This is a genomic window from Phaeovulum sp. W22_SRMD_FR3 (assembly GCF_052113705.1).
In the GTDB taxonomy this organism is placed as follows: domain Bacteria; phylum Pseudomonadota; class Alphaproteobacteria; order Rhodobacterales; family Rhodobacteraceae; genus JBGQOG01.
On the sequence record NZ_JBGQOG010000002.1, the window covers coordinates 219,708 to 245,772 of the forward strand.

28 protein-coding genes, 1 tRNA gene and 1 riboswitch are annotated in these 26,065 nt (G+C 65.6%); of the genes, 20 read left to right on the top strand and 9 right to left on the bottom strand.

Annotated elements, in window-relative coordinates:
• Nucleotides 1-12: 12 nt before the first annotated feature.
• Entirely contained in the window at nucleotides 13-360 is a 348-nt protein-coding gene (locus tag ACEN2S_RS03320) for a DUF2794 domain-containing protein (protein WP_441862337.1), read from the bottom strand.
• Nucleotides 361-701: 341 nt separating this feature from the next.
• Here ACEN2S_RS03320 and ACEN2S_RS03325 point away from each other — a divergent pair, with 341 nt between their 5' ends.
• On the top strand, nucleotides 702-1,178 hold the full coding sequence (locus ACEN2S_RS03325; protein WP_441862339.1) for a c-type cytochrome: 477 nt from the start codon (nucleotides 702-704) through the stop codon (nucleotides 1,176-1,178).
• A 68-nt stretch (nucleotides 1,179-1,246) separates the two neighbouring features.
• Here the strand turns inward: ACEN2S_RS03325 and ACEN2S_RS03330 are convergent, their stop codons facing one another.
• Both ACEN2S_RS03330 and ACEN2S_RS03335 read right to left on the bottom strand, forming a co-directional pair.
• The gene (locus ACEN2S_RS03330; RefSeq protein WP_441862341.1) at nucleotides 1,247-1,549 is read right to left on the bottom strand and encodes an I78 family peptidase inhibitor; all 303 of its coding nucleotides are present in this window, start codon (nucleotides 1,547-1,549) and stop codon (nucleotides 1,247-1,249) included.
• Nucleotides 1,549-1,863 carry a hypothetical protein gene (locus tag ACEN2S_RS03335; protein ID WP_441862344.1) on the bottom strand — a complete coding sequence of 105 codons (315 nt, stop codon included), beginning with the start codon at nucleotides 1,861-1,863 and terminating at the stop codon, nucleotides 1,549-1,551. The genes ACEN2S_RS03330 and ACEN2S_RS03335 overlap by 1 nt, the downstream gene beginning before the upstream one ends.
• An 81-nt stretch (nucleotides 1,864-1,944) precedes the next feature.
• Here ACEN2S_RS03335 and ACEN2S_RS03340 point away from each other — a divergent pair, with 81 nt between their 5' ends.
• Together ACEN2S_RS03340 and ACEN2S_RS03345 are read left to right on the top strand one after the other, a co-directional pair.
• On the top strand, nucleotides 1,945-3,075 hold the full coding sequence (locus ACEN2S_RS03340; protein WP_441862346.1) for an S-(hydroxymethyl)glutathione dehydrogenase/class III alcohol dehydrogenase: 1,131 nt from the start codon (nucleotides 1,945-1,947) through the stop codon (nucleotides 3,073-3,075).
• A gap of 106 nt (nucleotides 3,076-3,181) precedes the next feature.
• Nucleotides 3,182-3,916, top strand: coding sequence for an NYN domain-containing protein (locus tag ACEN2S_RS03345; protein WP_441862349.1), 735 nt, complete (start codon nucleotides 3,182-3,184; stop codon nucleotides 3,914-3,916).
• A 14-nt stretch (nucleotides 3,917-3,930) separates the two neighbouring features.
• Here the strand turns inward: ACEN2S_RS03345 and ACEN2S_RS03350 are convergent, their stop codons facing one another.
• Nucleotides 3,931-4,590 (bottom strand): TetR/AcrR family transcriptional regulator, encoded by a 660-nt coding sequence (locus tag ACEN2S_RS03350; RefSeq protein WP_441862352.1) that lies wholly within the window; start codon nucleotides 4,588-4,590, stop codon nucleotides 3,931-3,933.
• Nucleotides 4,591-4,866: 276 nt separating this feature from the next.
• Nucleotides 4,867-4,942: transfer RNA gene (locus tag ACEN2S_RS03355), tRNA-Lys, on the bottom strand.
• Nucleotides 4,943-5,164: 222 nt separating this feature from the next.
• Here ACEN2S_RS03355 and dapF point away from each other — a divergent pair.
• From dapF to ACEN2S_RS03390, 7 genes are all read left to right on the top strand, one after another.
• Nucleotides 5,165-6,004 carry a diaminopimelate epimerase gene (gene dapF, locus ACEN2S_RS03360; protein ID WP_441862355.1) on the top strand — a complete coding sequence of 280 codons (840 nt, stop codon included), beginning with the start codon at nucleotides 5,165-5,167 and terminating at the stop codon, nucleotides 6,002-6,004.
• The gene (gene mtaB / locus ACEN2S_RS03365; protein ID WP_441862358.1) at nucleotides 6,001-7,296 is read left to right on the top strand and encodes a tRNA (N(6)-L-threonylcarbamoyladenosine(37)-C(2))-methylthiotransferase MtaB; all 1,296 of its coding nucleotides are present in this window, start codon (nucleotides 6,001-6,003) and stop codon (nucleotides 7,294-7,296) included. Before dapF ends, mtaB begins: the two co-directional genes overlap by 4 nt.
• 30 nt (nucleotides 7,297-7,326) lie before the next feature.
• Nucleotides 7,327-7,965 carry an FMN-binding negative transcriptional regulator gene (locus tag ACEN2S_RS03370; RefSeq protein ID WP_441862361.1) on the top strand — a complete coding sequence of 213 codons (639 nt, stop codon included), beginning with the start codon at nucleotides 7,327-7,329 and terminating at the stop codon, nucleotides 7,963-7,965.
• A gap of 27 nt (nucleotides 7,966-7,992) precedes the next feature.
• Nucleotides 7,993-8,241, top strand: a complete 249-nt coding sequence (locus tag ACEN2S_RS03375) for an exodeoxyribonuclease VII small subunit (protein WP_441862363.1) — start codon at nucleotides 7,993-7,995, stop codon at nucleotides 8,239-8,241.
• The gene (locus ACEN2S_RS03380; RefSeq protein ID WP_441862366.1) at nucleotides 8,241-9,107 is read left to right on the top strand and encodes a farnesyl diphosphate synthase; all 867 of its coding nucleotides are present in this window, start codon (nucleotides 8,241-8,243) and stop codon (nucleotides 9,105-9,107) included. The genes ACEN2S_RS03375 and ACEN2S_RS03380 overlap by 1 nt, the downstream gene beginning before the upstream one ends.
• A 61-nt stretch (nucleotides 9,108-9,168) precedes the next feature.
• A complete protein-coding gene (gene dxs, locus ACEN2S_RS03385) occupies nucleotides 9,169-11,112 on the top strand; it encodes a 1-deoxy-D-xylulose-5-phosphate synthase (RefSeq protein WP_441862369.1) in 1,944 nt (647 codons plus the stop codon).
• A 395-nt stretch (nucleotides 11,113-11,507) separates the two neighbouring features.
• Complete coding sequence (locus tag ACEN2S_RS03390; RefSeq protein ID WP_441862372.1) at nucleotides 11,508-12,665, top strand: MFS transporter; 1,158 nt, start codon at nucleotides 11,508-11,510, stop codon at nucleotides 12,663-12,665.
• 49 nt (nucleotides 12,666-12,714) lie between these two features.
• On the opposite strand, the gene ACEN2S_RS03395 is transcribed toward ACEN2S_RS03390, so the two are convergent.
• Both ACEN2S_RS03395 and ACEN2S_RS03400 read right to left on the bottom strand, forming a co-directional pair.
• Entirely contained in the window at nucleotides 12,715-13,581 is an 867-nt protein-coding gene (locus ACEN2S_RS03395) for an SDR family oxidoreductase (protein ID WP_441862375.1), read from the bottom strand.
• On the bottom strand, nucleotides 13,578-13,895 hold the full coding sequence (locus ACEN2S_RS03400) for a SelT/SelW/SelH family protein (RefSeq protein ID WP_441862378.1): 318 nt from the start codon (nucleotides 13,893-13,895) through the stop codon (nucleotides 13,578-13,580). The genes ACEN2S_RS03395 and ACEN2S_RS03400 overlap by 4 nt, the downstream gene beginning before the upstream one ends.
• A gap of 149 nt (nucleotides 13,896-14,044) precedes the next feature.
• On the opposite strand from ACEN2S_RS03400, the gene ade reads away from it, so the two are divergent.
• The 6 genes from ade (at nucleotide 14,045) to ACEN2S_RS03430 (ending at nucleotide 19,975) form a co-directional block, all read left to right on the top strand.
• Nucleotides 14,045-15,838: an adenine deaminase gene (gene ade / locus ACEN2S_RS03405; RefSeq protein WP_441862380.1), complete on the top strand. Its 1,794-nt coding sequence runs from the start codon at nucleotides 14,045-14,047 to the stop codon at nucleotides 15,836-15,838.
• Nucleotides 15,835-17,316, top strand: coding sequence for an AMP nucleosidase (locus ACEN2S_RS03410; protein WP_441862383.1), 1,482 nt, complete (start codon nucleotides 15,835-15,837; stop codon nucleotides 17,314-17,316). Before ade ends, ACEN2S_RS03410 begins: the two co-directional genes overlap by 4 nt.
• A 130-nt stretch (nucleotides 17,317-17,446) precedes the next feature.
• Nucleotides 17,447-17,734: an HU family DNA-binding protein gene (locus tag ACEN2S_RS03415; RefSeq protein ID WP_441862386.1), complete on the top strand. Its 288-nt coding sequence runs from the start codon at nucleotides 17,447-17,449 to the stop codon at nucleotides 17,732-17,734.
• A gap of 145 nt (nucleotides 17,735-17,879) precedes the next feature.
• Nucleotides 17,880-18,755 (top strand): DMT family transporter, encoded by an 876-nt coding sequence (locus tag ACEN2S_RS03420; protein ID WP_441862389.1) that lies wholly within the window; start codon nucleotides 17,880-17,882, stop codon nucleotides 18,753-18,755.
• 62 nt (nucleotides 18,756-18,817) lie between these two features.
• Nucleotides 18,818-19,531, top strand: a complete 714-nt coding sequence (locus ACEN2S_RS03425) for a cytochrome c biogenesis CcdA family protein (RefSeq protein WP_441862392.1) — start codon at nucleotides 18,818-18,820, stop codon at nucleotides 19,529-19,531.
• 12 nt (nucleotides 19,532-19,543) lie between these two features.
• On the top strand, nucleotides 19,544-19,975 hold the full coding sequence (locus ACEN2S_RS03430) for a thioredoxin family protein (protein ID WP_441862395.1): 432 nt from the start codon (nucleotides 19,544-19,546) through the stop codon (nucleotides 19,973-19,975).
• A 26-nt stretch (nucleotides 19,976-20,001) separates the two neighbouring features.
• Here the strand turns inward: ACEN2S_RS03430 and ACEN2S_RS03435 are convergent, their stop codons facing one another.
• Nucleotides 20,002-20,610 (bottom strand): glutathione S-transferase family protein, encoded by a 609-nt coding sequence (locus ACEN2S_RS03435; protein ID WP_441862397.1) that lies wholly within the window; start codon nucleotides 20,608-20,610, stop codon nucleotides 20,002-20,004.
• 73 nt (nucleotides 20,611-20,683) lie between these two features.
• On the opposite strand from ACEN2S_RS03435, the gene ACEN2S_RS03440 reads away from it, so the two are divergent.
• Nucleotides 20,684-21,376: a helix-turn-helix transcriptional regulator gene (locus ACEN2S_RS03440; RefSeq protein WP_441862400.1), complete on the top strand. Its 693-nt coding sequence runs from the start codon at nucleotides 20,684-20,686 to the stop codon at nucleotides 21,374-21,376.
• Nucleotides 21,377-21,385: 9 nt separating this feature from the next.
• Here ACEN2S_RS03440 and aroC read toward each other — a convergent pair whose 3' ends face one another.
• Complete coding sequence (gene aroC / locus ACEN2S_RS03445; RefSeq protein WP_441862402.1) at nucleotides 21,386-22,486, bottom strand: chorismate synthase; 1,101 nt, start codon at nucleotides 22,484-22,486, stop codon at nucleotides 21,386-21,388.
• 122 nt (nucleotides 22,487-22,608) lie between these two features.
• A riboswitch (TPP riboswitch) is annotated at nucleotides 22,609-22,712 on the top strand.
• A 37-nt stretch (nucleotides 22,713-22,749) separates the two neighbouring features.
• On the opposite strand from aroC, the gene thiB reads away from it, so the two are divergent.
• The 3 genes from thiB to thiQ are packed head-to-tail and all read left to right on the top strand — an operon-like array spanning nucleotide 22,750 to nucleotide 25,974.
• Nucleotides 22,750-23,736: a thiamine ABC transporter substrate binding subunit gene (gene thiB / locus ACEN2S_RS03450; protein ID WP_441862404.1), complete on the top strand. Its 987-nt coding sequence runs from the start codon at nucleotides 22,750-22,752 to the stop codon at nucleotides 23,734-23,736.
• Complete coding sequence (locus tag ACEN2S_RS03455) at nucleotides 23,712-25,295, top strand: thiamine/thiamine pyrophosphate ABC transporter permease ThiP (protein WP_441862406.1); 1,584 nt, start codon at nucleotides 23,712-23,714, stop codon at nucleotides 25,293-25,295. Before thiB ends, ACEN2S_RS03455 begins: the two co-directional genes overlap by 25 nt.
• Complete coding sequence (gene thiQ / locus ACEN2S_RS03460) at nucleotides 25,282-25,974, top strand: thiamine ABC transporter ATP-binding protein (RefSeq protein WP_441862408.1); 693 nt, start codon at nucleotides 25,282-25,284, stop codon at nucleotides 25,972-25,974. Before ACEN2S_RS03455 ends, thiQ begins: the two co-directional genes overlap by 14 nt.
• Nucleotides 25,975-26,065: the final 91 nt, after the last annotated feature.

The following is a 26,065-nucleotide window of genomic DNA, read 5'->3' on the forward strand; positions in this document are numbered from 1 at the left end:
TTGTCAGCCACCTCAATCGATCGGGCGGATCAGCTTCTTCTCGAGCACCCGCAGCACCATGCTCAGCTCATGTCCGCGCCGCAGCACCTGCCCCTCGGGGCCAAAAACCGCATACATCCCTTGCAGATTGCGCAGCTTGGGCCGCTTTTCGATGCGGTAGAGCGGGTTTTCCGCCGCACGCCGGAACACCGAAAACACCGCCACATCGCGCAGAAAGCTCATGCCGTAATCGCGCCATTCCCCGGCCCCCACCATGCGCCCGTATAGACCCATGATCACCCGCAACTCGGCACGATCAAAGGCAATCTGCGGCGCGGCAGCACTGTTCGATGGGAAAGGTGTCGGCGGTTGGATCGACATGACCAAAGTGTGACACCGCCGCTGCGGCAAATCAAGCGCCACAAAAATGCCCGCAAATCAGCGCAACCCTACCGCGAAGCCGCCCCGGCCTTGCCCTGCTTGCGCGGGATACAGGGCTTAGCGGAAAACGCTGGGGCTCTGGCGGTGAGGTCGAAAGCCCCCACCCAGCCCGCACCGCCAGGGCCGCCTCTTGCGGCTGCACGGTCCCGTCGCTGCTGACGGGGCCGTGCGCGCGATGACATCTGCGTGAGGCGGGGCCGGTTTGGTGTCTTTGCACCGCCGTTCTGGCTGTCACCTGTGTAGCATTCCCCATCTCGCAGCCAAAAAGGGAGACTGCTTCCGTGATCCGTTTTATCGCCAATCCGTTTCGTTCCAAATCCCTGACCGCGATGCTGGTGGCCAGCCTCGCGCTGGGCACTGTTGCCAATTTGGGCAGCGCCCGCGCCGAAACCAAATCCAGTGATCCGACCATCCTCGCCCGTCAGGAGCTGATGGATAAGATCAAGAATGCCTCCGGCGTGCTGGGCGGCATGGCCAGCGGCAAGATCGCTTTCGACCAGACCAAAGCCGCCGAAGCGGCGGCGGCCCTCGCCGCCGATGCCGCCGCCATCCCCGCGCATTTCGAGACCGAGGTGCAGGACAAGGCCACCGAGGGCAAGCCCGAGATCTGGCTGAACTTTGCCGATTTCACCAGCAAGGCCGATGCGCTCTATGCGGCGGCGCAAAGCGTCGACAGCAGCTCGGTCGAGGGGTTGAAGACCTCGATGGGGCCGATCGGCGGCGCCTGCAAGGCTTGCCATTCCGCCTATCGCATGTGAATTCCCGGCGATGTGAACGCAAAAGGGGGCCGCGAGGCCCCCTTTTTCATCTCATGTGACCGGGCGGATCAGCCGCAGGTCAGCTTTTCGATCTTTTCATCGGCGTCGATGTAGATGTTCATCCGCTCGGCGCGGTAATCCATCGTCATCGCGGTGCCGGGGCGCAAAATCCGCACCGGATCCGCAAAGCGCATTGTCTCCAGCACGCTGGCGGGCTGACCGATCAGCCCCGCCTGCGCGGCGGCCGGGCACATCTGCGCAGGCTCGACACCGGCGGGGGCTTCGGCCATCTCGTCACGGCAGGCCGCGAGCGCGAGAAAGGCGGTGAGGCCGCCGCAGATCGCGGCGCTTTTCAGCAGGGACCCGCGCATCAGCCGCAATCAATGTTGTAAACATTGCCGAATTGATCGAGCCGGAACACGATCCGCTGCGGGTTGTATTCCTGCGGCTCAATCCCGCGGAACTCCACCACCCGGTATTCCCGCGTCACGCCCAGCGACCCGATCACGCCCGCAGGCTGGCCCAGTGCCGAGATGTAATCCTTGGCGTGGCAGAGGTCAGGCTCGCGCTCTTCCAGCGTGTGATTGATCACCGGCAGGATCGGCGTGTCGATGGGGGCGATTTCCTCAGGGGCGGACTGGCAGCCGGCCAGCAGCAAGGCCGCAGAAAAAAGCGCTCGTTTCATCATTCGGACATTCCCCGTGGTTGCACCTGCGCCGCGTTTGGCACAGTCTCTGACCCGACGATATACAGTGAGGATTGCCCGATGAGAACCCGTGCCGCAGTGGCGCTTGCGCCTGGCCAACCGCTCGAAATCATGGAGGTGAACCTCGAAGGCCCGAAGGCCGGCGAGGTTCTGGTCGAGATCAAGGCGACCGGCATTTGCCATACCGATGATTTCACCCGTTCGGGCGCCGATCCCGAAGGCCTGTTCCCGGCCATCCTTGGCCATGAAGGCGCGGGCATCGTGCTGGAAGTGGGGCCCGGCGTCACCACGCTGAAACCGGGCGACCATGTGATCCCGCTCTACACGCCCGAATGCCGCCAATGCCCGAGCTGTCTGAGCCAGAAAACCAACCTCTGCACCTCGATCCGCTCGACGCAGGGGCAGGGGCTGATGCCGGATGGCACCACGCGGTTCTCGATGCTCGATGGCACGCCGATTCATCACTATATGGGGTGTTCGACCTTCGCCAACCACACGGTCGTGCCCGAGATTGCACTGGCCAAGGTGCGCGACGACGCGCCGTTCGAGAAGATCTGCTACATCGGTTGCGGCGTCACCACCGGCATCGGCGCGGTGATCAACACCGCCAAAGTCGAGATCGGCGCCAAGGCGGTGGTCTTTGGTCTGGGCGGCATCGGGCTGAACGTGATTCAAGGCCTGAAAATGGCCGGGGCCGACATGATCATCGGCGTCGATCTGAACAACGACAAGAAGGAATGGGGCACGCGGTTCGGCATGACCCATTTCGTCAATCCGAAGGAAATCGAAGGCTCCGTCGTTCAGCATATCGTCGAGATGACCAAGACGCCCTTCGATCAGATCGGCGGCGCGGACTACTCGTTCGACTGCACGGGTAACGTCAAAGTGATGCGCGATGCGCTCGAATGCACCCACCGTGGCTGGGGTCAGTCGATTGTCATCGGCGTGGCCCCGGCGGGCGCGGTGATCGAGACCCGACCGTTCCAGCTGGTCACCGGCCGCGTCTGGAAAGGCTCGGCCTTTGGGGGCGCGCGCGGGCGCACCGATGTGCCGCAATTCGTCGATTGGTACATGGATGGCAAGATCGAGATCGATCCGATGATCACCCATATCTTGCCGCTCGAAGACATCAACAAAGGCTTTGATCTGATGCATTCGGGCGAGAGCATCCGCTCGGTCGTAGTGTTCTGATCTGACCCTGCGGAACCGGCCCCCGGTCGGTTCCGCGCCTTTCTGCGGGCTTTCGCCGGGACGCGGCTTCTGTCACAACGAAGAAAATGACCCGGAAGGAAACCCGATGGCTGAACCCCGCGCGCCCCGTCTCTGTGTGCTGATCGACGCAGATAATGTGCCTGCGGGCTATGCCGAGGCGATCTTTGAAGAGATTGCCTCGCTGGGGGAGGCCAGTGTGCGCCGGATCTATGGCGACTGGTCGGCGCAGCGGCTGAACAAATGGGCCGAAAAGGTCGCGGCGCTGGGCCTGGTGGCCGATCAGCAATTCGCCAATACCAAGGGCAAGAACGCGAGCGACATCGGTCTGGTGATCTCGGCAATGGATTTCCTGCATTCGGGGCTGTTCGACGGTTTCGTGCTGGTCAGCTCTGACAGTGATTTCACCCGGCTGGCGGCACGGATCCGCGAGCAGGGCCTCGATGTCTATGGCATCGGGGAGAAGAAGACGCCCGAGGCGTTCCGTATGGCCTGCAAACGCTTCATCTATGTCGAGAATCTGGGGAGCGAGGAGCCGGCTGAGGCGCGGGGCGATGTGACGCGCACCGAAGAGACCTCACCGCGCGGCAAGGAACCGGCGAAGAATGTTATTCCGCTGGTGGTGGCGGCGATGCGGGCGATTGGCGGCGATGAGGATTGGTATTCGATGGGCCAGATCGGCCAGTTCATCAGTCAGGCCAACCCGGATTTTGATTCGCGCAGCTATGGCGCGGCAAAACTCTCGGATCTGATCAAGAAAACCGGGCGATTCGAGGTGAAACAGGGGCCGGGCACCCAGCTGATCGTGCGCGATCTGGCCTGAAGCCGGGGCGGCGGTCAGAGGCTGACAGCCGCCTTTTGCCCCGCCTTTTGCGCGGAAGCTGTGCCCGCGCCATAGCGGGCCAGGAACATTTCAACCGCACCATCCACGGCACGTTTGCCGTCGCGATTCGGACAACATTCTTCGATCCCGAACAGGATTCGGGCATGCAGATCCGCCTTGCACAGCTCGGCGAATTGCTCGGCGGCCAGATCGAAATCTTCGATCACCAGTTCACCCTTTTCGCTGGCATGCCGCAGATAGGCAGAGAGCCGGTCGCGCAAAAGGCGCGGGCCCGATTCATAGAACTGATGGCCAAGTGTCGGAAAACGCTCACATTCCGCCACGCAAATCCGGAACATCCGCCGCCCGAACTCGGAGGTGATGAAGGAAACGATCCGTTGGCCCGCGCCCAGCAGAACCTGCTCGACCGGGGCGTCGACATCAAAAATCTCGACCGCCTCATTGGCCTGCTGCAGGCATTCCTTGCGGGCGGTTTCCATGAACAACAGCTTCTTGTCCGGGAAGTAACTGTACAGAGTCGCCTTTGAGACACCCGCCACGCGGGCGATGTCATCGACATTGGCCCCCTCAAACCCGTCGCGCATAAAGACTGTCCGGGCGCCTTCCAGCACCTGATCGTATTTGCGGCCCTTACGGATGGATGGATGACTCATAATTACTCCTTACAGCGCGAACTATAGACTCCGCAGTTCAGTTTGTCCAACTGGCACTGAGTGACGTCACGGAACAGGCGCAGGCGTTTCAGCGACTCCCGAGGTTGCAAGGACTGGATATAGGAAGGCGGCGGCGAAAATGACAGGTCACGGCCATCGGTGCGGCGGCAAGGGGCGTGTGGCAGGGGGGTGTCGGGCGGTCGCACAACTGCGGGTCACCCCGGCGAAACGATGCGGGCCTGACGGGTTTGTTGCAGTCGGAGGAAGCGGGAATGATGGTGAGCCGGCTGGGGCTCGAACCCAGGACCTACTGATTAAAAGTCAGTTGCTCTACCAACTGAGCTACCGGCTCTCATCATCATTCGACGCAGCGATATTTTCGCTATGTCCTCAACCCGTAAGCGATCTTCGCGGGCTGGTACCGTCTCTGTCGTGCCTATGTCATCTTGCGATGCAGCGTCACGACCGATCCGATGGGCGCTCTCTATAAACCCCGCCCGGTGGGGTCAAGAGATAATCTGCGAAAATTTTCCCCCACTGGCAAATTCTTGGGATCGGGCGTATATCGCAGCCCATGAAACAAGCGATTTTCCCTCAGGGCCTGCCCTTCATGAAAATGCACGGACTCGGCAACGATTTCGTGGTCATCGATACCCGTGCGGGGAACGGTGCGGTCACGCCTGCGCTGGCGCGGGCTTTGGGCGACCGGCATCGCGGTGTGGGATTCGATCAGTTGGCCGAGATTGGCCACGCCGATGACGCCGATTTCGCGCTGACCTTCTGGAACAGCGATGGCAGTCAGGCCGGTGCCTGTGGCAATGCCACGCGCTGTGTCTCGGATTATGTGATGGCACAAAGCGGGCAGACCGCCGTGACCCTGCGCACCCGGCGCGGGCTGTTGCACGCGCTGCGGCGGGGCGATGGCCTCGTGTCGGTGAATATGGGGCATCCGCAGCTCGACTGGGCCGAGGTGCCGCTGTCCGGGGCGATGGATGTCACGCATCTGCCGCTGCCCGGCGTGCCGATGGCGGTGGGCATGGGCAATCCGCATTGCGTGTTCTTCGTCGCGAATGCCGAGGCCGAGGATGTGACCGCGCGCGGCAGCGCCATCGAGCATGATCCTTTGTTCCCGCAGGCGACCAATGTGGAATTTGTCAGCCTGCTCGGCCCCGATCATCTGCGGATGCGGGTTTGGGAGCGCGGCGCGGGAATCACCCTTGCCTGTGGTTCGGGGGCCTGTGCAACGGCGGTGGCGGCGCATCTGCGCGGGCTGACCGGCAAAACCGTGCGGATCGAAATGGATGGCGGCGAGATCGAGATCGACTGGCGCGAAGATGGCGTCTGGATGACCGGCCCCACCGCGCATGTCTTTGACGGGGTTCTGTCGCCCGCCTATCTGGCGGCACACGCATGAAGCCGCCGGTCTTTGCCACTCTGGGCTGTCGCCTCAACGCCTATGAGACCGAGGCGATGAAGGAACTGTCGGCGGCGGCGGGTGTGGAAAACGCCGTGGTCGTCAACACTTGCGCGGTGACCGCCGAGGCGGTGCGCAAGGCCAAGCAGGAGATCCGCCGCCTCAGCCGCGAGAATCCGGGCGCCACGATCATCGTCACCGGTTGCGCGGCGCAGACCGAGCCCGAGACCTTTGCCGCGATGCCGGAAGTGGGCCGCGTCATTGGCAACCATGAGAAAATGCAGGCGGAAACCTGGGGCAGCATTGGCGAAGAGCTGCGCGCCCCCGGCTTTGGCACTTTGGGCTTTGGCGGCCCGGATTTCATTGGCGCCACTGAAAAGGTGCAGGTCGATGACATCATGTCGGTCAAAGAGACCGCGGGCCATCTGATCGACGGTTTCGGCCGCCACCGCGCCTATGTGCAGGTGCAAAACGGCTGTGATCACCGTTGCACCTTCTGCATCATCCCCTATGGGCGTGGCAATTCCCGCTCGGTGCCCGCCGGGGTGGTGGTGGATCAGATCAAACGGCTGGTCGACCGCGGCTTTAACGAGGTGGTGCTGACCGGCGTCGATCTCACCTCCTGGGGGGCCGATCTGCCCGCGACGCCACGGCTGGGCGATCTGGTGATGCGGATCCTGAAGCTGGTGCCGGATCTGGCGCGGCTGCGAATCTCTTCGATCGACAGTATCGAGGCGGATGACAATCTGATGCAGGCGATCGCGACCGAGCCGCGCCTGATGCCGCATCTGCATCTGAGCCTGCAAGCGGGCGATGATATGATTCTCAAGCGAATGAAGCGCCGCCATCTGCGCGACGATGCGATCCGGTTCTGTGAAGAGGCACGCGCCCTGCGCCCCGGCATCATCTTTGGCGCGGACATCATCGCCGGTTTCCCGACCGAGACTGAAGAGATGTTCCAGAACTCGTTGAAACTGGTCGAGGATTGCGGCCTGACCTTCCTGCATGTCTTTCCCTATTCCGCCCGAAAGGGCACGCCCGCGGCGCGGATGCCCCGGGTGGATGGCGCGGCGATCAAGGAGCGCGCCGCCCGGTTGCGCGCGGCGGGGCAGGCGGCGCTTGAGCGGCATCTGACGGCGCAGGTCGGGCAAGAGCACCGCATCCTCACCGAAGGCCCGCGTCTGGGCCGGACCGAGGGCTTTGCCGAGGTCTCCTTTGACCGCGACATGCCGGAGGGCAGCATCCTGACCGCCCGCATTCTGGGGCATGACGGCAGCCATTTGCTGGCCTGAGCCGGAGACCCTCTCAACACAGGTGGCGCCATGCACCCGAACCCGATCTACCGCGACCACCCGCAGGCCGAAGCGCTGGCCTTCGCGCTGGAACGTGGCTTCGGCATCCTCTCGGTGAATGGCACCGCCGCGCCGCTTCTGGCGCATATCCCCTTTGCGGCGGCGCCGGAGGCGGGGCGGATCGAGTTTCACCTCGTGCGCTCCAACCCCATCGTGGCGGCGCTGAAGGAGCCGGGGCAAGCGGCGCTCGCGGTGTCGGGCGCCGAGGCCTATGTCTCGCCCGATTGGTACGGGCTGCCGGATCAGGTGCCCACCTGGAACTACCTCGCCGTGCATCTGCGCGGCCGGGTCGAGCGGTTGCCGGAGGCGGCCCTGCGCGGCGTGCTTGACCGTCTTTCGGCGGAATTTGAGCGGCGCTTGTTGCCGAAAACTCCCTGGACGCTGGACAAGATGGACCCGGAGGCGACGGCGCGCCTGATGCGGATGATTGTCCCCTTTGTCCTGCATGTCGAGGATGTGCAGAGCACCTGGAAGCTGGGCCAGAACAAGCCGCCCGCCGTGCAGGAGGCGGCGGGCCGCGCGATGCAGGCCGCCGATATGGCGCCCGGCGCCCTTGAACTCGGCGCGGCGATGGTCGCGGCTGGAATTGCGCGGCGCGGGGACGTATGAAGGGGCGGCAGCCATGAGGAGAGCCCAATGACCGATCTTGCGACCGAACTTGCCGCGATGAGTTTCGAAGACGCGATGAGTGCTTTGGAAAAGGTGGTCCGCGATCTGGAATCCGGTCAGGTGACGCTGGAGCAATCCATCGCGCTCTATGAGCGTGGTGCGGCGCTGAAAGCGCATTGCGAAAAGCAGCTGAAAGCCGCCGAAGAACGGGTGGAGAAAATCACCCTGGGCGAGAACGGCCAACCCAGTGGCGTGCAGAGCGTCGAGGGTCTGTGATGTTTCCGGCGCGTCTGGCTGCGGTGCAGCAGCAGGTCCAGCAAGCACTGGATGCGGCGATTGCCACACAGCCCGCCGGTGATCTGCGCGACGCCATGGCCTATGCCGCAACGGGCGGCAAACGCCTGCGTGCCTTTCTGGTACTGGAATCCGCCGCCCTGCATGGGGTGAGCGCCGCGGCAGCCCTGCCGGCGGCGGCGGCGGTTGAGGCGTTGCATGCCTATAGCCTCGTGCATGATGATCTGCCCTGTATGGATGACGATGATCTGCGCCGGGGCCTGCCGACCCTGCATGTCAAATGGGACGAGGCGACGGCTGTTCTGGCGGGCGATGCGCTCCAAACACTCGCGTTTCAGCTCTGCTGTGATCCGGCGCTGGGCGCGCCAGAGCGGCGTCTGGCGCTGGTGGCGGCTTTGGCCGAAGCCTCGGGCGCTTCGGGCATGGTCTATGGTCAGGCGCTTGATATTGCGGCGGAAACGGCAACGACGCCGCTGACCCTGCCGCAGATCACCGCCTTGCAGGCGGGCAAGACCGGCGCGCTGATCCGCTTTGCCGCCACCGCCGGGGCGCTTCTCGCGGGGGCCGATCCGAAACCCCTGCGCGATTATTCCGAGGCGCTGGGCCTTGCTTTTCAGATCGCGGACGACATCCTTGATGTGGAAGGCGACGTGGCCCTGACCGGCAAAAAGCTGGGCAAGGATGCGGCGGCGGGCAAGGCGACCTTTGTCTCGCTTCTGGGGCTGGAGGGCGCGCGGGCGCGGGCGGCGGAGCTGACCAGCATCGCCTGTGACGCGTTGACGCCCTATGGTCCGGCGGCGGAAAGCTTGCGGGAAGCGGCGCGCTTCGTTATTTCGCGCCAGAACTGAATTGGCCTAACCTGATCCGGCCCACAATCTGGCCCACAGCCATCCGCCCCGGGGGGCAGCCATGACCGAGCAACCGACCAGCCACCTGCCCAGCAAGACCCCGGTTCTCGACCGGGTGCATCTGCCCGCCGATATGAAGGCGCTGAGCGACCGGGATCTGCACCGCCTGGCCGATGAGCTGCGCGCCGAGACGATCTCGGCGGTCTCGGTCACCGGCGGGCATCTGGGCGCGGGGCTGGGGGTGGTTGAGCTGACCGTGGCGCTGCATGCGGTGTTTGACACGCCGCGCGACAAGATCATCTGGGATGTCGGCCACCAATGCTATCCGCATAAAATCCTCACCGGGCGGCGCGACCGCATCCGCAGCTTGCGGATGAAGGACGGGCTCTCGGGTTTCACCAAGCGGTCCGAAAGCCCCTATGACCCGTTCGGGGCCGGGCATTCCTCCACCTCGATCTCGGCGGCGGTCGGCTTTGCCATGGCGCGGGAACTCGGCGGCGACCCCGGCGATGCGATTGCGGTGATCGGCGATGGCGCGATGTCGGCGGGCATGGCCTTTGAGGCGATGAACAATGCCGGTCATCTCGGCAAGCGGCTGTTCGTGGTGCTGAACGACAATGAAATGTCGATCGCGCCGCCGGTGGGGGCGCTGTCGTCCTATCTCACCCGGCTTTATGCCGAGGGGCCGTTTCAGGATTTGAAAGCCGCCGCCAAGGGGGCCGTCAGCCTGCTTCCCGAAAGCCTGCAAGAGGGCGCGCGGCGGGCCAAGGAAATGCTCAAGGGCATGGCCGTGGGCGGCACGCTCTTTGAAGAGCTGGGGTTTTCCTATGTCGGCCCGGTGGATGGCCATGACCTCGACCAGCTTTTGCCGCTCTTGCGCACGCTGAAGGCGCGGGCGACGGGGCCGGTGCTGATCCATGTGGTGACGAAAAAGGGCAAGGGTTATGCCCCCGCCGAACGCGCGGCCGACAAGGGCCATGCCACCGCGAAATTCGATCTGGTGACCGGGGCGCAGGTCAAGGCACCCTCGAACGCGCCGAGCTATACCTCGGTCTTTGCCCGCGCCTTGGTCGATCAGGCCAGCCGCGATGACAAGATCGTCGCGGTCACCGCGGCGATGCCAGACGGGACCGGGCTCAATCTCTTTGCCGAGCGTTTCCCGCGCCGGTGCTTTGACGTGGGTATTGCCGAGCAACATGCGGTGACCTTTGCTGCGGGTCTTGCGGCGGGGGGGATGAAGCCCTTCTGCGCACTTTATTCCACCTTCCTGCAGCGCGGCTATGACCAGATCGTGCATGATGTGGCGATCCAGCGGCTGCCGGTGCGCTTTGCCATCGACCGCGCGGGGCTGGTGGGGGCGGATGGTGCCACCCATGCCGGGGCCTATGATGTGGCCTTCCTCGCCAATCTTCCGGGGATGGTGGTGATGGCGGCGGCGGATGAGGCCGAGCTGATGCATATGGTCGCCACCGCTGCGGCGCTGGACGACCGCCCCTCTGCCTTCCGCTATCCGCGCGGCGAGGGGATGGGGGTTGAGATGCCCGAGCGCGGCACGCCACTGGAGATTGGCCGTGGCCGCATCGTCGCCGAGGGGGGGCGCGTGGCGATTCTCTCCTATGGCACCCGTCTGGCCGAGGTGCTGAAGGCGCGCGAGGCTTTGGCGGCGCGCGGGCTGGCCCCCACCGTCGCCGATGCGCGTTTCGTCAAACCGCTCGACCGTGATCTGATCCGGCAATTGGTGGCCGGGCATGAGGCGCTGATCTGCATCGAAGAGGGCGCGGTGGGCGGCTTTGGCAGCCATGTGGCGCAGTTTCTGGCGGAAGAGGGGCTGTTTGACCGCGGCTATAAATTCCGCTCGATGGTGCTGCCCGACACGTTCATCGACCATTCCAGCCCGGAAGACATGTATGCGAGCGCCGGGATGAATGCGCCGCAGATCGAGGCGAAAGTGCTGGAAGTTCTGGGGGTTGCCGTCGCACGCCGGAGCACCGGCACGCTCGCCTGAGCGCGGGCGGTCCTGACGCCTGCGCCGCGGGATGATCCCGGCGGGCGGGTATTGCGGGGCCGGTGCCGGATGTCTGTGCAACGGAGGCTTGTGCCCTTCGGGAGGGATGGAAAGTCGCGGAGAAGTCCGGGCCGAACGAGTGCCGCGGCGCCCAGGCGGCGGGCAAGAATACCCCTCGGTCCAGGGCAGGGCAGGCAGAGAGTGCTGCCCGGGCGCCGAGCCTTGCGTTTCTTGCATGGGTGCTTTTCAGCCGCCTCCGCACAAGCGTTGTTGCCGCTATCGCCGCGATGCGGCATTTTGTCCGCGAGGTCAGGGATGTTCCGGACCGTTGGAGCCTTCCCCCAATGCCGCCCATCGCTGACGCCACCGTATGTCCGCCGCAGCCCGTTGACCGGGTGAGCAGCACCGCTCTCGTGCTCTTTGCTCTGGCGATGGGTGGTTTCGCCGTTGGCACTTCGGAATTCGCCTCGATGGGGCTTTTGCCCTATTACGCGGCCGAGCTGGGGCTGAACGAGACGCAGGCGGGGCATGCGGTCTCGGCCTATGCTCTGGGCGTGGTGGTGGGCGCACCGCTGATCGCCATGGCCTCGGCGCGGCTGTCGCGGCAGCGGCTCCTGATCGTGCTGATGCTGGCCTATGGCTTTTGCAATCTGATGACGGCGCTGGCGCCCTCCTATGGGCTCTTGCTGCTCGCGCGCTTTGCGGCGGGGCTGCCGCATGGCGCCTATTTCGGCGTGGCGGCGATTGTGGGCGCGGGGCTGGTGCCGGCGCATAAGCGGACGCGGGCGGTGGCGACGATCATGCTGGGGCTGACGATTGCCACCACCATTGGCGTGCCGATGGCCAATGTGATGGGCGAATATCTCAGCTGGCGCTGGGCCTATGCTTTGGTGGCAGTGCTGGCGCTGACCACCTCGGGGCTGATTGCGCTGTTTGCGCCGCGCGATGCGGGCGACCGCAGTGCCAACCTCCTCTCCGAGCTGGATGCCCTGCGGCGGCCGCTGGTCTGGATGCTGCTGGGCACGGCGGCGGTGGGCTTTGGCGGCATGTTCGCGATTTACACCTATGCCACGACGACGCTGTTGCAGGTGACGCAGGTCTCGCCGGATCTGATCCCGGTCTATCTGGTGATCTTCGGGCTGGGTCTGACGGTCGGCACCATGGTCATGGGCTATGCGGGCGACCGCTGGCCGGACAAGGCGCCGGTGGTCATCGTGGCGCTGTCGATCTTCCTCTATGCGGGTTTCGCCTTTGTGATGGCCTCAATGACCGGCATGGCGGCCTATCTGTTCCTCGTCGGTTGCATGGGCTCGCTCGGCTCGCTGATCCAGACGCGGCTGATGGATGTGGCGGGCAAGGCGCAGACGATGGCGGCGGCGATGAACCATTCCGCCTTCAATTTCGCCAATGCACTGGGGCCGTTTCTGGCCGGGCTGGCGCTCAGCGCGGGCTATGGGTTGCAAAGCGCGGGCTATGTCGGGGCCGGGCTGTCGGTGCTGGGGCTGGTGCTGATGGTGATCACCATCAAGATGACCCGCGCCAGCCTGCGCTGACCCTCCGCCCGAGGGACGCAAGCCAAAGGCCCCTCGGGGGCCTTTTTCGTCAGTCGGGCAGTTTCATCAGCGCCTGCAACCCGGCGCGGTAGTCCGGATAGCGCAGGGTGATGCCCAGCTCGCGCAGCATCCGGTCATTCCGCACTTTCTTGGATTCGGCGTAGAAACTGCGGGCCATCGGCGTCATCTCGGCCTCATCCCAGCTGACCGCAGGCGGCAGATCTACACCCAGCAATTCGGCGGCATAGGTCAGCACATCTTCCGGCGGCGCGGGGTCATTGTCGCAGACATTGTAGATGGCGCCGGGATGCGGCTGCGCGATCGAGGCCGCGAGCACCTGTCCGATATCCTCGACATGCACCCGGCTGAACAGCTGGCCGGGCTTGATCACCCGCTGCGCGCTGCCGTCGCGCACCTTGCGGAAGGGGCCGCGCCCGGGGCCATAGATCCCGGCGAGGCGAAAGATGTGCAGCGGCAGGCCACACTCGGCGGCCAAAGCCTGCCAAGCCGCCTCGGCCCGCACCCGGGCGCGGCCCCGGGCGGTGCCGGGGGTCAGCGGGGTGTCCTCATCCACCCAGCCGCCCTGATGGTCGCCGTAGACCCCGGTGGTCGAGAGATAGCCGACCCATGCCAGATGCGGCGCGGCGGCGCGGATCGCCTCGGCCTCCTGCGCCAGAACCGGATCGCCGCCGCCATTGTCGCTGCCATCCGGCGCGACCGAGATCAGGAGATGCGTCGCCGCCGCCAAGGCCGGGGCCAGATCGCTGCCGGGCCAGATCAGCGGCTCTACCCCCTCTGCCGCCAAGGCGTCTGCGCGGCTGCGGGTGGTGCCGATGACGCGCCAGCCCTGCGCCGTCAACTGGCGTCCAAGCGCGCTGGCGGAATAGCCGTGGCCGAGGGAAAGAAGCGTGCTCATGCCCCGGCCTCCTTTGTGGCGCGGTCGAGATGCCCCAGATCACGCCCCGGTTCGATCACATCGCGCAGCCGCGTTTTCAGCGCGCGGGCATCGGGAAAGCCGCCATCGGCCTTGCGCTCCCAGATCTGCGTATCGCCCACGGTGATGCGGAACACGCCGCCATGGCCGGGGATCAGGGTGACGCCGCCCAGATCCTCGCCAAAGGTCGAGAGCAGTTCCTGCGCCAGCCAGCCCGCCCGCAAGAGCCAATTGCAACCGGTGCAATAGGTGATGGTGATCAGGGGTTTGGCGGCGGCGGGCAGGTCATCGGGCATCATGGGCTCCTTTCCCCCAGAGATAGCCCCTGCGCCCGCTGCGGGCAATGGCATCGGGCCGCCGGGCGAGAACCGGAGCGCGCGGGAACTGTCATCACAAGGTCACTTGCGCGCGCCACAAGGGGGTGGCAGATTTCGGCATGGAAACGATGAATTCTTTGAAGTCCTGGCCCGAGGCCGCGCCGCAGTTGATTGCCGTCGCCTCCGGGCGGGCACCCGCCGATCTGGTGATACGCGGTGGTCAATGGGTCAATGTCCACACGCGCGAAGTGCTGCCGGGCCATGATGTGGCCGTGGTGGCCGGGCGCTTTGCCGCCATCGCGCCGGATCTGAGCCATGCGATTGGCCCTGACACCGAGGTGATCGAGGCGAACGGGCGCTATATGATCCCGGGCCTCTGCGACGGGCATATGCATATCGAAAGCGGCATGCTGACCCCGGCGGAATTTGCCGCCGCCGTCATCCCGCATGGCACGACGAGCATGTTCACCGACCCGCATGAGATTGCCAATGTGCTGGGCCTCGCGGGGGTCAGGATGATGCATGACGAGGCGCTGATGCAGCCGGTCAACATCTTCACCCAGATGCCTTCCTGCGCGCCCTCCGCCCCCGGGCTGGAGACGACGGGCTATGAGATCAGCCCCGAGGATGTGGCCGAGGCGATGGCCTGGCCCGGCATCGTCGGTCTGGGCGAGATGATGAACTTTCCCGGCGTCATCCATGCCGATCCGAAAATGCTCGCCGAGATTGCCGCCACCCAGCGCGCGGGCAAGACGGTGGGCGGGCATTACGCCAGCCCGGATCTGGGCAAGCCCTTTGCCACCTATGTCGCGGGTGGCCCGGCTGATGACCATGAGGGCACCTGCGAGGCGGATGCCATCGCGCGGGTGCGGCAGGGCATGCGCTCGATGATGCGGCTGGGGTCGGCCTGGTATGATGTGGAAACCCAGATCACGGCGGTGACCGAGAAGGGCCTCGATCCGCGCAACTTCATCCTCTGCACCGATGATTGCCATTCGGGCACTTTGGTCGAAGAGGGGCATATGAACCGCGTGCTGCGTCATGCCATCGCCTGCGGCTGCGATCCGCTGGTGGCCCTGCAGATGTGCACGATCAACACCGCGACGCATTTCGGGCTGGAGCGCGAGCTGGGCTCGATCACCCCGGGGCGGCGGGCGGATATGATCCTAACCTCGGATCTGGTGACACTGCCGGTCGAGCAGGTGATCGCGCGCGGGGTGACCGTGGCGCGGGATGGCAAATTGCTGGTCGAGTGCCCGCATTACGACTGGCCAGAGGCGGCACGGGCGACGGTTCATTTGGGCAAGACCCTGAGTGCGGCGGATTTCGAGATTTCCGCGCCGGAGGGGGCCAATAAGGTCACCGCCCGGGTGATCGGCGTGGTCGAGAATCAGGCCCCGACCAAGGCGCTGACCGCCGAGATGCCGGTGGCCGAGGGGCGGGTGGAGCCTGATCCCGCCCGCGACCTCGCGCAGATCGCGCTGGTCGAGCGGCACCGGGGCACGGGCGGTGTGGTCAATGGTTTCGTCTCGGGCTTTGGCTACAAGGGGCGGATGGCCATGGCCTCGACCGTGGCGCATGACAGCCACCATATGATCGTGGTCGGCACCGACCGCGCGATGATGGCGGCAGCGGCGAACCGGCTGGGCGAACTTGGCGGCGGCATCACCGTCTGGAAGGACGGGGTGGAGCTCGCGCATGTGGCGCTGCCCATCGCCGGGCTGATGTCGGATGCGCCGGCGGCCGAGGTGGCAGCCTCGGCGGGCCGGATGGTGCAGGCGATGGCCGACTGCGGCTGCACGCTGAACAATGCCTATATGCAGCATTCGCTGCTGGCCCTCGTGGTGATCCCGGAACTCAGGATCTCGGACCTCGGGCTGGTGGATGTGACGACATTTCAACTGACGGATCTATTTGAATGAGCGCGACAGACCATTTGCCGATTCTCACCCCGCAAGGCGGTGCCCCCCGCGCCTTTACCGACGCACGCGAAGCGGTGGCGGCTTTGCAGGCGCTCTACACCGAGGCGACCAGCTTTCTAGTGGAAAAGTTCAATGAAACCCTGAGTGGCACCCAGCCCACCGCGCGGTTCCGGGCGTTCTACCCCGAGGTGCGGATCACCACCACCAGCCATGCCAAGGCCGACAGCCGTCTGGCGTTCGGCCATGTGCCGCTGCCCGGCACCTATATGGCCACGATCACGCGGCCGGATCTGTTCGGCAATTACCTGCGCCAGCAGTTGGGCCTGCTGATCGAGAATCACGGGGTGCCGGTGCAGGTCAGCTGGTCGGCGACGCCGATTCCAGTGCATTTCGCGGTGGCCGCCAATCCGGGCGTGAACGTGCCGCAGGAGGGGGTGCTGGATTTCCCGCTGCGCGATGTGTTCGACGTGCCGGATCTCTCGACCACCAACGACGATATCGTCAACGGAACGGCGGGGCCGAACCCCGATGGCTCGATGCATCTGGCGCCGTTCACCGCGCAACGGGTGGATTACTCGCTGGCGCGGCTGGCGCATTATACCGCGACCTTGCCCGAGCATTTCCAGAATCACGTGCTTTTCACCAACTACCAGTTCTATGTCGATGAATTTGAGGCGGTGGCGCGGCGGATGCTGGCGGATCCCGCCTCGGGCTATACCGAGTTCGTCGGGCCGGGGAATTCGGTGATCACCCGCGGCGATCAGCCGATGCCGCTGTTCCCGAAGATGCCGCAGATGCCGAGCTATCACCTGAAGCGCGCCGACGGGCAGGGGATTACCTTGGTCAACATCGGGGTCGGGCCGTCGAATGCCAAAACCGCCACCGACCATATCGCCGTGCTGCGTCCGCATGCCTGGCTGATGGTGGGCCATTGCGCGGGGCTGCGCAATTCGCAGTCTCTGGGCGATTTCGTCCTCGCCCATGCCTATCTGCGCGAAGATCATGTGCTCGATGACGATCTGCCGGTCTGGGTGCCGATCCCGGCTTTGGCCGAGATTCAGATTGCGCTGCAAGAGGCGGTGGCCGAGGTCACGCAGCTCGACGGGTTTGAGCTGAAGCGCATCATGCGCACCGGGACCGTCGCCACGATCGACAACCGCAACTGGGAGCTGCGCGACCATTCCGGCCCGGTGCAGCGCCTGAGTCAAAGCCGCGCGGTGGCGCTGGATATGGAAAGCGCCACGATTGCCGCCAATGGTTTCCGCTTCCGGGTGCCCTATGGCACGCTGCTGTGTGTCTCGGACAAGCCCCTGCATGGCGAGTTGAAGCTGCCGGGCATGGCGACCGAGTTTTACCGCACGCAGGTTGCCAATCATTTGCTGATCGGGATTCGGGCGATGGAAAAGATGCGCGAAATGCCGCTGGAACGCATCCACAGCCGTAAGTTGCGTAGCTTTGAGGAAACGGCCTTCCTCTGACGCGGCGAAAAGCGGCCTGCAAGATCGAAAACCGCTTGATTCACCCCGAAAAACCGTGTGTAGCAACGCGGTACGCCGAAACGACGGCCCACATGACCCTGTACAACGGGGCGATGAGAGGAGACAGAAAATGTCGAAACCGATGACCAAGACCCAGCTTGTTGCCGCTCTGGCCGAAGAAATGGGCACCGACAAGAAAACTGCCACCGCCGCGCTGGACGCCGTTGCCGCAGTTGTCACCAAAGAAGTCGCCGAAGGCGGCGCCGTGACCCTTCCGGGCATCGGCAAAGTGTCGTGCCGCGCCCGTCCGGAGCGTCAGGTCCGCAACCCGGCAACGGGCGAGACCATGACCAAAGCCGCTGACAAGCAAGTGAAAGTCACCATTGCGAAGTCGCTGAAAGACAGCGTCAACGTCTGAGTGATCTCCCCTCCCTTCCGGGGGAACGGGATTTTGGATCGGGTCGCCCTTGGGCGGCCCTTTTCCTTTTGCGCGGGGCGTGATCTACCCCGTTGGGGGCCGGTTCGGGCGCCCGCCGATTTTCCGCAGGGGAAGGGAAGCCAGCATGGATCTGCGCGCAATTTTCATGGGGCTGGCCTTTGCGCTGATGTGGTCCTCGGCCTTCACCTCGGCGCGGATGATCGTGGCCGACGCGCCGCCGCTGACCGCGCTGGCCTTCCGTTTTCTGATCTCGGGCATCATCGGCGTCGCTTTGGCGCGGATGATGGGGCAAAGCTGGCGGCTGAGCCGGGCGCAATGGCGTGCCACGCTGATCTTTGGCCTCTGCCAGAACGCGATTTATCTCGGGCTGAATTTCGTCGCGATGCGACAGATCGAGGCCTCGCTGGCCTCGATCATCGCCTCGACCATGCCGCTGATGGTGGCGTTCTTTGGCTGGCTGATCCGCGGGGCCAAGCTGCGCCCGCTGGGCCTCGCGGGCCTCGCGGCCGGGGTGCTGGGCGTGGCGCTGATCATGGGCGCGCGGCTGGAGGGCGGGGTGAACCTGACCGGCATGGCGCTTTGCTTTGCGGGCGCGCTGGCGCTGACGGTGGCGACGCTTTCGGTCCGCTCGGCGGCGGGGGGCGGCAATGTGATGATGATCGTCGGGCTGCAGATGTTCGTGGGCTCGGCCGTGCTGGCTGTCGCGGCGGTGATCTTTGAGCCTTGGGCGGTGCATTGGACCCCGCGGCTGATCGGCGCTTTCGCCTATACCACTTTGGTGCCCGGCGTGCTGGCCACCTGGGTCTGGTTTCTGCTGGTGGGGCGGATCGGCGCGATCAAGGCGGCGACGTTCCACTTCCTCAACCCGTTCTTCGGGGTGGCGGTGGCGGCGCTTTTGCTGGGCGAGAAGCTGGGGACGATGGATCTGATCGGTGTTGCCATCATCACCGCCGGTATTCTCGCCGTGCAGCTCTCGAAACAGCCTGTCACGACTTCGTGATCAACGCAGACTGAAACAACCGCGGCCTTCCCTCGTAAGGATAAGGGAAGGGAGCCTGTGGGATGGATCTGATACTGGCCTATGTGGCGGGGCTTTTGACCCTGATCAACCCCTGCATTCTGCCGGTGTTGCCCATCGTGCTGGCCAGCTCGCTGGGGCGGCACCGCGCGGGGCCGGTGGCGCTGGCGGCGGGCATGGCCGCTTCCTTCACGATTTTCGGCTTTGCTTTCGCGGCGCTCGGCCCGGCGCTGGGGCTGGATCAGGATATTTTGCTGCAGGCGGGGGCGGTGCTGATGCTGGGCTTTGGCCTTGTACTGCTCGCGCCGCCCTTGCAGGCCCGGTTTCAGGCGGCGACGGCGGGTTTTGCCGCCCGCGCGGACGCAGGCATTGATACCACCAACACGATGGGTCTGCCGGGGCAGGCCCTGGGCGGCGCGCTTCTGGGCGCGGCCTGGAGCCCCTGCATCGGCCCGACGCTGGGTGGCGCGATCGCGCTGGCCAGTCAGGGCGAGGATCTGATGCGGGCCTTTGCCATCATGTTGATGTTTTCGGCGGGCACCGCCTCGGTGATGCTGGCGCTGGCCTATGGGCTGCGCGGCATGCTCGCCCGCAACCGCGCGCGGGCGGCGGCGCTGGCCCGCCGGGCACGGCCGCTGATGGGGGCGGTCTTTGTCCTCGTGGCGCTGACAATTCTCACCGGGGCGCTGCAATGGCTTGAGGGCCTCGCCGTGACCTATCTTCCCTACTGGCTGCAAGACCTGTCCATATCACTCTAAAGGAGATCTGCGATGAGACGTCGTGATTTTATGCTGATGACTGCCGGTGTGACCTTGGCCGCGCCGCTGGTCTTTGCCCCTGCCGCACGGGCCGCCGCGACCATGCTCGACTACACGCCGGGCCTGATTGAAGAGCGGCTGAAGGGGGGCGAGGTGGTGTTTGTGGATTACCACGCCACCTGGTGCACCACCTGCGCCGCGCAACAGCGGGTGCTGGCGGCGCTGACCGAGGCGAATCCGGCCTATGCCGAGAAAATCACCTTCATCAATGTCGACTGGGATACCTGGAAGAAAGACGCGGTGACCACGTCGCGCAACATCCCGCGCCGCTCGACTCTGCTGCTTCTGAAGGGCGATCAGGAGCTGATGCGGATCGTCGCGGGCACCAAGAAAGCCGACATTCAGGCGATGCTGGACATGGGCCTGTCGGTGGCTGCGGTCTGACCCGCAACCACCGTTTCGCGTGGGCCTCAGGCCCCGGCCATCGCCTCGGCATCATGGGCCTGCGTGCGCGCCAGCGAGGGGCGCGCCGCGCAACGCGCCACCCAATCGTGGATCTCCGGGCGATCAGGGGTGGCGGCGGGCATCCAGGCAAAGGGCGAGTGCAGCAGGAGGTCGGCGGCGCTGTAGCGCTCGCCCAAGAGATAGGGGCCTTTGCTCAGCGCCTCTGACAGGCGGTCGGCCATTGCCGTCTCATCGCGCCAGCTGCTGGTGAAGGCGGGATGCGTCAGCCCGGTATAGCGGCAGATCAGCAGCGGCTCGACCACGCCCTGATACCAGAAGAGCCAGCTGAGATATTCCCCCCGCTTCGGCGCGCCGGGCAGGGGGGCAAGGCCCGCCTGCGGGAATTTGTCGGTGAGGTAGAGGATGATCGCGGCGCTTTCGCGGATATGGCTGTCGCCATCGGTCAGAAAGGGCACTTTGCCCTCGGGATGCGGGTTTTTCGGGTCTGGCCCGCTGGTCTCCTGACCAAGGCGGCGGATCTGCACGGTCTTGATCTCGACCGGGGCCTGCAGCTCATCAATCAGCGTGACGAGGCGGGACGAGCGGCTTTGCGGGGCGTGGTACAAGGTGATCATCTGATCCTCCGGGGTTGGTGATTTCCTGCAGGCTTTATGGCAGGGTGCTCCTGTCAAAACCTGTCAGGATGTCATGGCCCGCGCTGATCGTCTTTTTCGCCTTTTGGAGGCGCTGCGCCGCTTGCCCGCCCCGGTCACGGCCGCCCGGCTGGCCGCGGAAACCGGCGTCTCGCCGCGCACGCTCTACCGCGATATTGACGCGCTGCGGGCGGGTGGCGCGCTGATCGATGGCGCGGCGGGCTATGGCTATACCCTCACCGAAGACCCCGCGCTGCCGCCGCAGACGCTGACCCGGCTGGAGATTGAGGCGCTGGTGTTGGGAATGGCGGGGCTGCGGTTTCTGGGCGATCCGGGACTGGCCGCCGCCGGAGAAAGCGCGCTGGCCAAGATTGCGGGCAGTCTGCCCGAGGCCAAGCAGATGCAGGCGCTGCATGCGGTGCTGGGCACCTACCGCGCCCGGCGGTTACCCGAGCCGCCGGTGGATATGGCGCTGCTCCGGCAGGCCTGTTGGGAGGAGCGGGCGCTCGATCTGACCTATTGTGATGCGGCGGGCCAGATCAGCCAGCGGCGCATCTGGCCACTGGCGCTGTATTTTCAGGACCAGAATCAGACCCTGCTGTCGTGGTGCACGGTGCGGCAGGATTTCCGGATGTTCCTCGCCCCGCGGATGCAGACTATCGCGCTGAGCGAGGATAGCTTTCGCCCCCGCCGCGTCCCCCTGTTGCGCGACTATATCGCGCAGATGCGGGCGCGGACGCCGGGCTAGCCCCGTTGCTCAGCCGATCTCGCCGCGCAGACCGCCGGTCTGACCACGATCCAGGAGCAGGTGATCGAGGATCACACAGGCCATCATCGCCTCGGCCACCGGCACCGCCCGGATGCCGACGCAGGGGTCATGGCGGCCCTTGGTGACCACCTCCACCTCTTCGCCCGCCGTGTTGATCGAGCGGCGCGGGGTCAGGATCGACGAGGTCGGCTTGACCGCGAAACGCACCACCACCGGCTGACCGGTGGAGATGCCGCCCAGAATCCCGCCCGCATGGTTCGAGAGATATTCCGGCCCCTCCGGCCCCATCACGATCTCATCGGCATTTTGCACCCCGGTCAGCAGCGCGGCGGCCATCCCCTCGCCAATCTCGACGCCTTTCACCGCGTTGATCGACATCATCGCGGCGGCCAGATCGGTGTCGAGCTTGGCATAGACCGGCGCGCCAAGGCCCGGCGGCACGCCCTCAGCGACCACTTCGATCATCGCGCCGACCGAGCTGTGCGCCTTGCGGATCTCCAGCAGGTAATCGCCCCAGGCCTCAACCGACCCGGCATCGGGGATGAAAAAGTCGTTGCGGTCAATCTCGGCGGCATCAAAGCGCGACCGGTCGATGTGCTTTTCACCCATCTGCACCATATAGCCGGTGATCTTCAGCCCCGGCACCAGATGCCGCAGCACCGCCTGCGCCACGCCGCCCGCCGCCACCCGCGCCGCGGTTTCGCGCGCCGAGGAGCGGCCGCCGCCGCGATAGTCACGGATGCCGTATTTCTGGTGATAGGTGATGTCGGCATGGCCCGGGCGGAACTGCTGCGCGATAGTGCCGTAATCCTTGGACCGTTGATCGGTGTTTTCGATCATCAGCTGGATCGGTGTGCCGGTCGTGCGCCCCTCGAACACGCCCGAGAGAATCCGGACCGCATCGGGTTCCTGCCGCTGGGTGGTGTTCTTGTTCTGCCCGGGGCGGCGCTTGTCCAGAAACTGCTGGATGAAGGCCTCGGAAATCTCGACCCCCGGTGGGCAGCCATCCACCGTGGCACCCAGTGCCGGCCCGTGGCTTTCGCCCCAGGTGGTGACGCGGAACATATGACCAAAGGTGTTATAGCTCATCCGGGGTCTCCTTTGCCCCCGGCATAGCCGCGCGCCCCTTGCTTCTCAAGCGTTTTCCCCCGGGCAAGCGCCAGCTTTCGCCCCGGTTTCCCCTTGCGCAACGCCCATCTTGGCCTATGGTACGCCCCACCTCGGGGTGCTCTGGCAACAGGGCTGAGATGCGCGTTGCGAACCCGTAGAACCTGAACCGGTTAAGACCGGCGGAGGGAAGGTATCCGGGATCTCCCCGGCCTGACCCCGCCCGTCAGCCATTGGAGAGACTGATGAAATACACTCTGATGCTTGCGGGTCTTTTGCTGTCCTCCGGCGCTGCGCTGGCCGACGAAAAGCCCATACTCACTGTCTATGCGCCCGATTACTTCACCTCGGAATGGGGTCCGGGGCCGCAGATCGAAAAGGGCTTTGAGGAGATTTGCGCCTGCGATCTGAACTTTGTCGCGGGTGATATTCTGCCTCGCCTGCTGCTGGAAGGCGACAAGACCGAGGCGGATGCGGTGATCGGGCTGAACACCGATGTCACCGCCCGCGCCCGCGCCACCGGCCTTTTCGCACCGCATGGGCAGGATACCAGCACGCTGACGCTGCCGATCAGCTGGACCGATGACACTTTCCTGCCCTTCAATTGGGGCGAGACGGCCTTCATCTATGACCGCACCAAGCTGGCCAACCCGCCGAAAAGCTTTGATGAACTCCTGAACGCGCCCGATGATCTGAAAATCGTCATTCAGGATCCGCGCTCCTCAATCTCGGGTCTGGCGCTGCTCCTCTGGGTCAAGGCGGTTTACGGCGACAAGGCCCCCGAGGCCTGGGCGAAACTCGCGCCGCATGTGCTGACGGTGACCAAGGGCTGGTCGGAAAGCTATGGCATGTTCACCGATGGTGAGGCGGATATGGTGCTGAGCTACACCACCTCGCCCGCCTATCACATCATTGCCGAGCAGGACGATACCAAGGTCGCGGCGATCTTCCCGGAGGGGCATTACTTCATGACCGAGGTGGCGGCGCAGCTGAAAACCTCGAAACACCCCGAACTGGCGCAGAAATTCATGGATTACATCCTGTCGGATGCTTTCCAGGGGATGATCGCCACCGCCAACTGGTCCTACCCTGCGCGCTTCAAGCCCGAGGACCTGCCAGAGGGGTTCGCCAAACTGCCGCGCCCGGCGAAGACACTGTTCTATACAGAGGATGAGGCCGAGGCCCTGCGGCAACCGGCTTTGGACGAATGGCTCGCCGCCTTCGGGGGCTAGGCCCTCACCCCTGGCAACAACCCGCGCCGTGGCTCGCCTGGGCCGCGGCGCTTGCGCTTGCCCTGTTGGTGCTCGGCACCCTGGGGGCGGTGACATGGCGGGCCGGGGGGCTTTCGGCGCTGCGCAGCGCGGATCTTTCGGCGCTGTGGTTCACGCTTTGGCAGGCGGCGCTCTCGGCGCTGATCTCGGTGGCGCTGGCGGTGCCGGTGGGGCGGGCGCTGGCGCGGCGGCGCTTTCCCGGGCGCGGCGCGCTGGTGGCCCTTCTCGGCGCGCCCTTCATCCTGCCGGTGATCGTGGCGGTGATGGGCCTGCTGGCGATCTTTGGCCGCGCGGGCGTTCTGAATGACGGGCTGGCGGCGCTGGGGCTGCCGCGGCTCAGCATCTATGGCGCGCAGGGGGTGATCCTCGCGCATGTGTTCTTCAACCTGCCGCTGGCGACGCGCATGGTGCTGCAAGGCTGGCAGGCAATCCCGGCCGAGCGGTTCCGTCTGGCCCTCTCGCTCGGTCTCGCGCCGCGCGACATGGCGCGCGAACTTGAGCGGCCGATGCTGCGCGCGGTGCTGCCGGGGGCCTGCCTTGCGATCTTTCTCGTCTGCCTCACCTCCTTTGCCGTGGCGCTGACGCTGGGTGGCGGGCCGCGGGCGACGACGGTGGAACTCGCCATCTATCAGGCCTTTCGTTTCGATTTCGATCTGGGCCGCGCTGCCAGCCTCGGCCTCGTGCAGGTGGCCACCTGCCTCGCCGCGCTGGCCCTGACGGCCTGGGTGCGCCTGCCCAGCGGCTTTGGCGCCGGGCTGGACCGCTATGCGGTGGTGCCGGTGCCGCCCGGGCGGATGGCTGGGGCCGAGGACGCGTTGGCGATCACGTTGGCCGCGCTCCTCCTCATCCTGCCGCTGGCGGCGGTGGTGCTGAAGGGCCTGCCCGGGCTGGGCGATCTTGACCCGGCGCTCTGGCCTGCCGCGCAACGCTCGCTCTGGGTGGCGCTGGGCTCGACGGCGCTGATGCTGACGCTCTGCCTGCCGCTGGCACTGGGCATCGCGCGCAACGCCCCGCCGCGTGGCCTGATGGAGGCGGCGGCGATGCTGCCGCTCGTCGCCTCGCCCCTCGTCCTCGGCACCGGGCTCTTTCTCCTCCTGCGCCCGCTGGTCAGCCCGGCGGCCATGGCGCTGCCGGTGACGCTGATGGTGAATGCGGCGCTTTCCCTGCCCTTTGCCCTGCGCATTCTGCTGCCCGCCGCCCAAAGCCTTGAGGCCGATTTCGGCCGCCTCTCGGCCTCGCTGAACCTCACCGGCTTCGCGCGCCTGCGCCGGATCACGCTGCCGCGCCTCGCCCGCCCCTTGGGCTTTGCGGCGGGCCTCTCGGCGGCGCTGTCGATGGGCGATCTGGGGGTGATCACCCTCTTTGGCGATGGCCGCGCGGCCACTCTGCCCTATCTTCTCTTCGCACAGATGGGCGCCTATCGCGGGACCGATGCCGCTGCCACCGCTTTGGTGCTGATGGCCCTGTCCTTCCTTCTCTTCTTCCTCTTTGACCGGGCGGGCCGCCATGCTGACCCTTGACCAGCTCTTCCTTCAGCAAGACGATTTCACGCTGGAGGCCCATCTCAGCCTGGCCCCCGGCAGCCGCACGGCAGTGATCGGCCCCTCCGGTGCGGGCAAAAGCACGCTGCTCTCGGCAATCGCAGGCTTTCTGGCGCCAACACGCGGCCGCATTCTCTGGCAAGGCGCAGACCTCAGCCCGGTTCCGCCCGGCGCCCGCCCGCTGTCTATCCTGTTTCAGGACCAGAACCTCTTCCCGCATCTGACCTTGGCGCAGAACATCGGGCTCGGCATCAGCCCCTCTCTGCGCCTCACTGCCGCAGACAGGCAGCGCATCGCCCAGGCCCTCGAGCGTACCGGCCTCGCCGGGCTCGAGGCGCGCAAACCCGCCCAGCTTTCCGGCGGCCAGCAAAGCCGCGTTGCCCTCGCCCGCGCACTCCTGCGCGCCCGCCCGATCCTGCTGCTGGACGAACCTTTCGCCGCCCTCGGCCCGGCGCTGAAGGCCGAAATGCTCGCCCTCGTCGCCGAACTCGCCGATGAACAGGGCACCACGCTCCTCATGGTCAGCCATGATCCGCAAGATGCCCGCGTGCTCACCCCGCAGGCCGTGCTGGTCGCCGAGGGCCGCGTGGCCCCCCCCGTACCCACCGGCCCCCTCCTCGACAACCCACCCCCGGCCCTCGCCGCCTATCTCGGCTGACCGCGCGCTTTCTTCTTGGCCGAAATACCTCGGGGGAGCCCGCAGGGCGGGGGCAGCGCCCCCTCTTTCTCCCGCCCTCAGCCCATAAAAA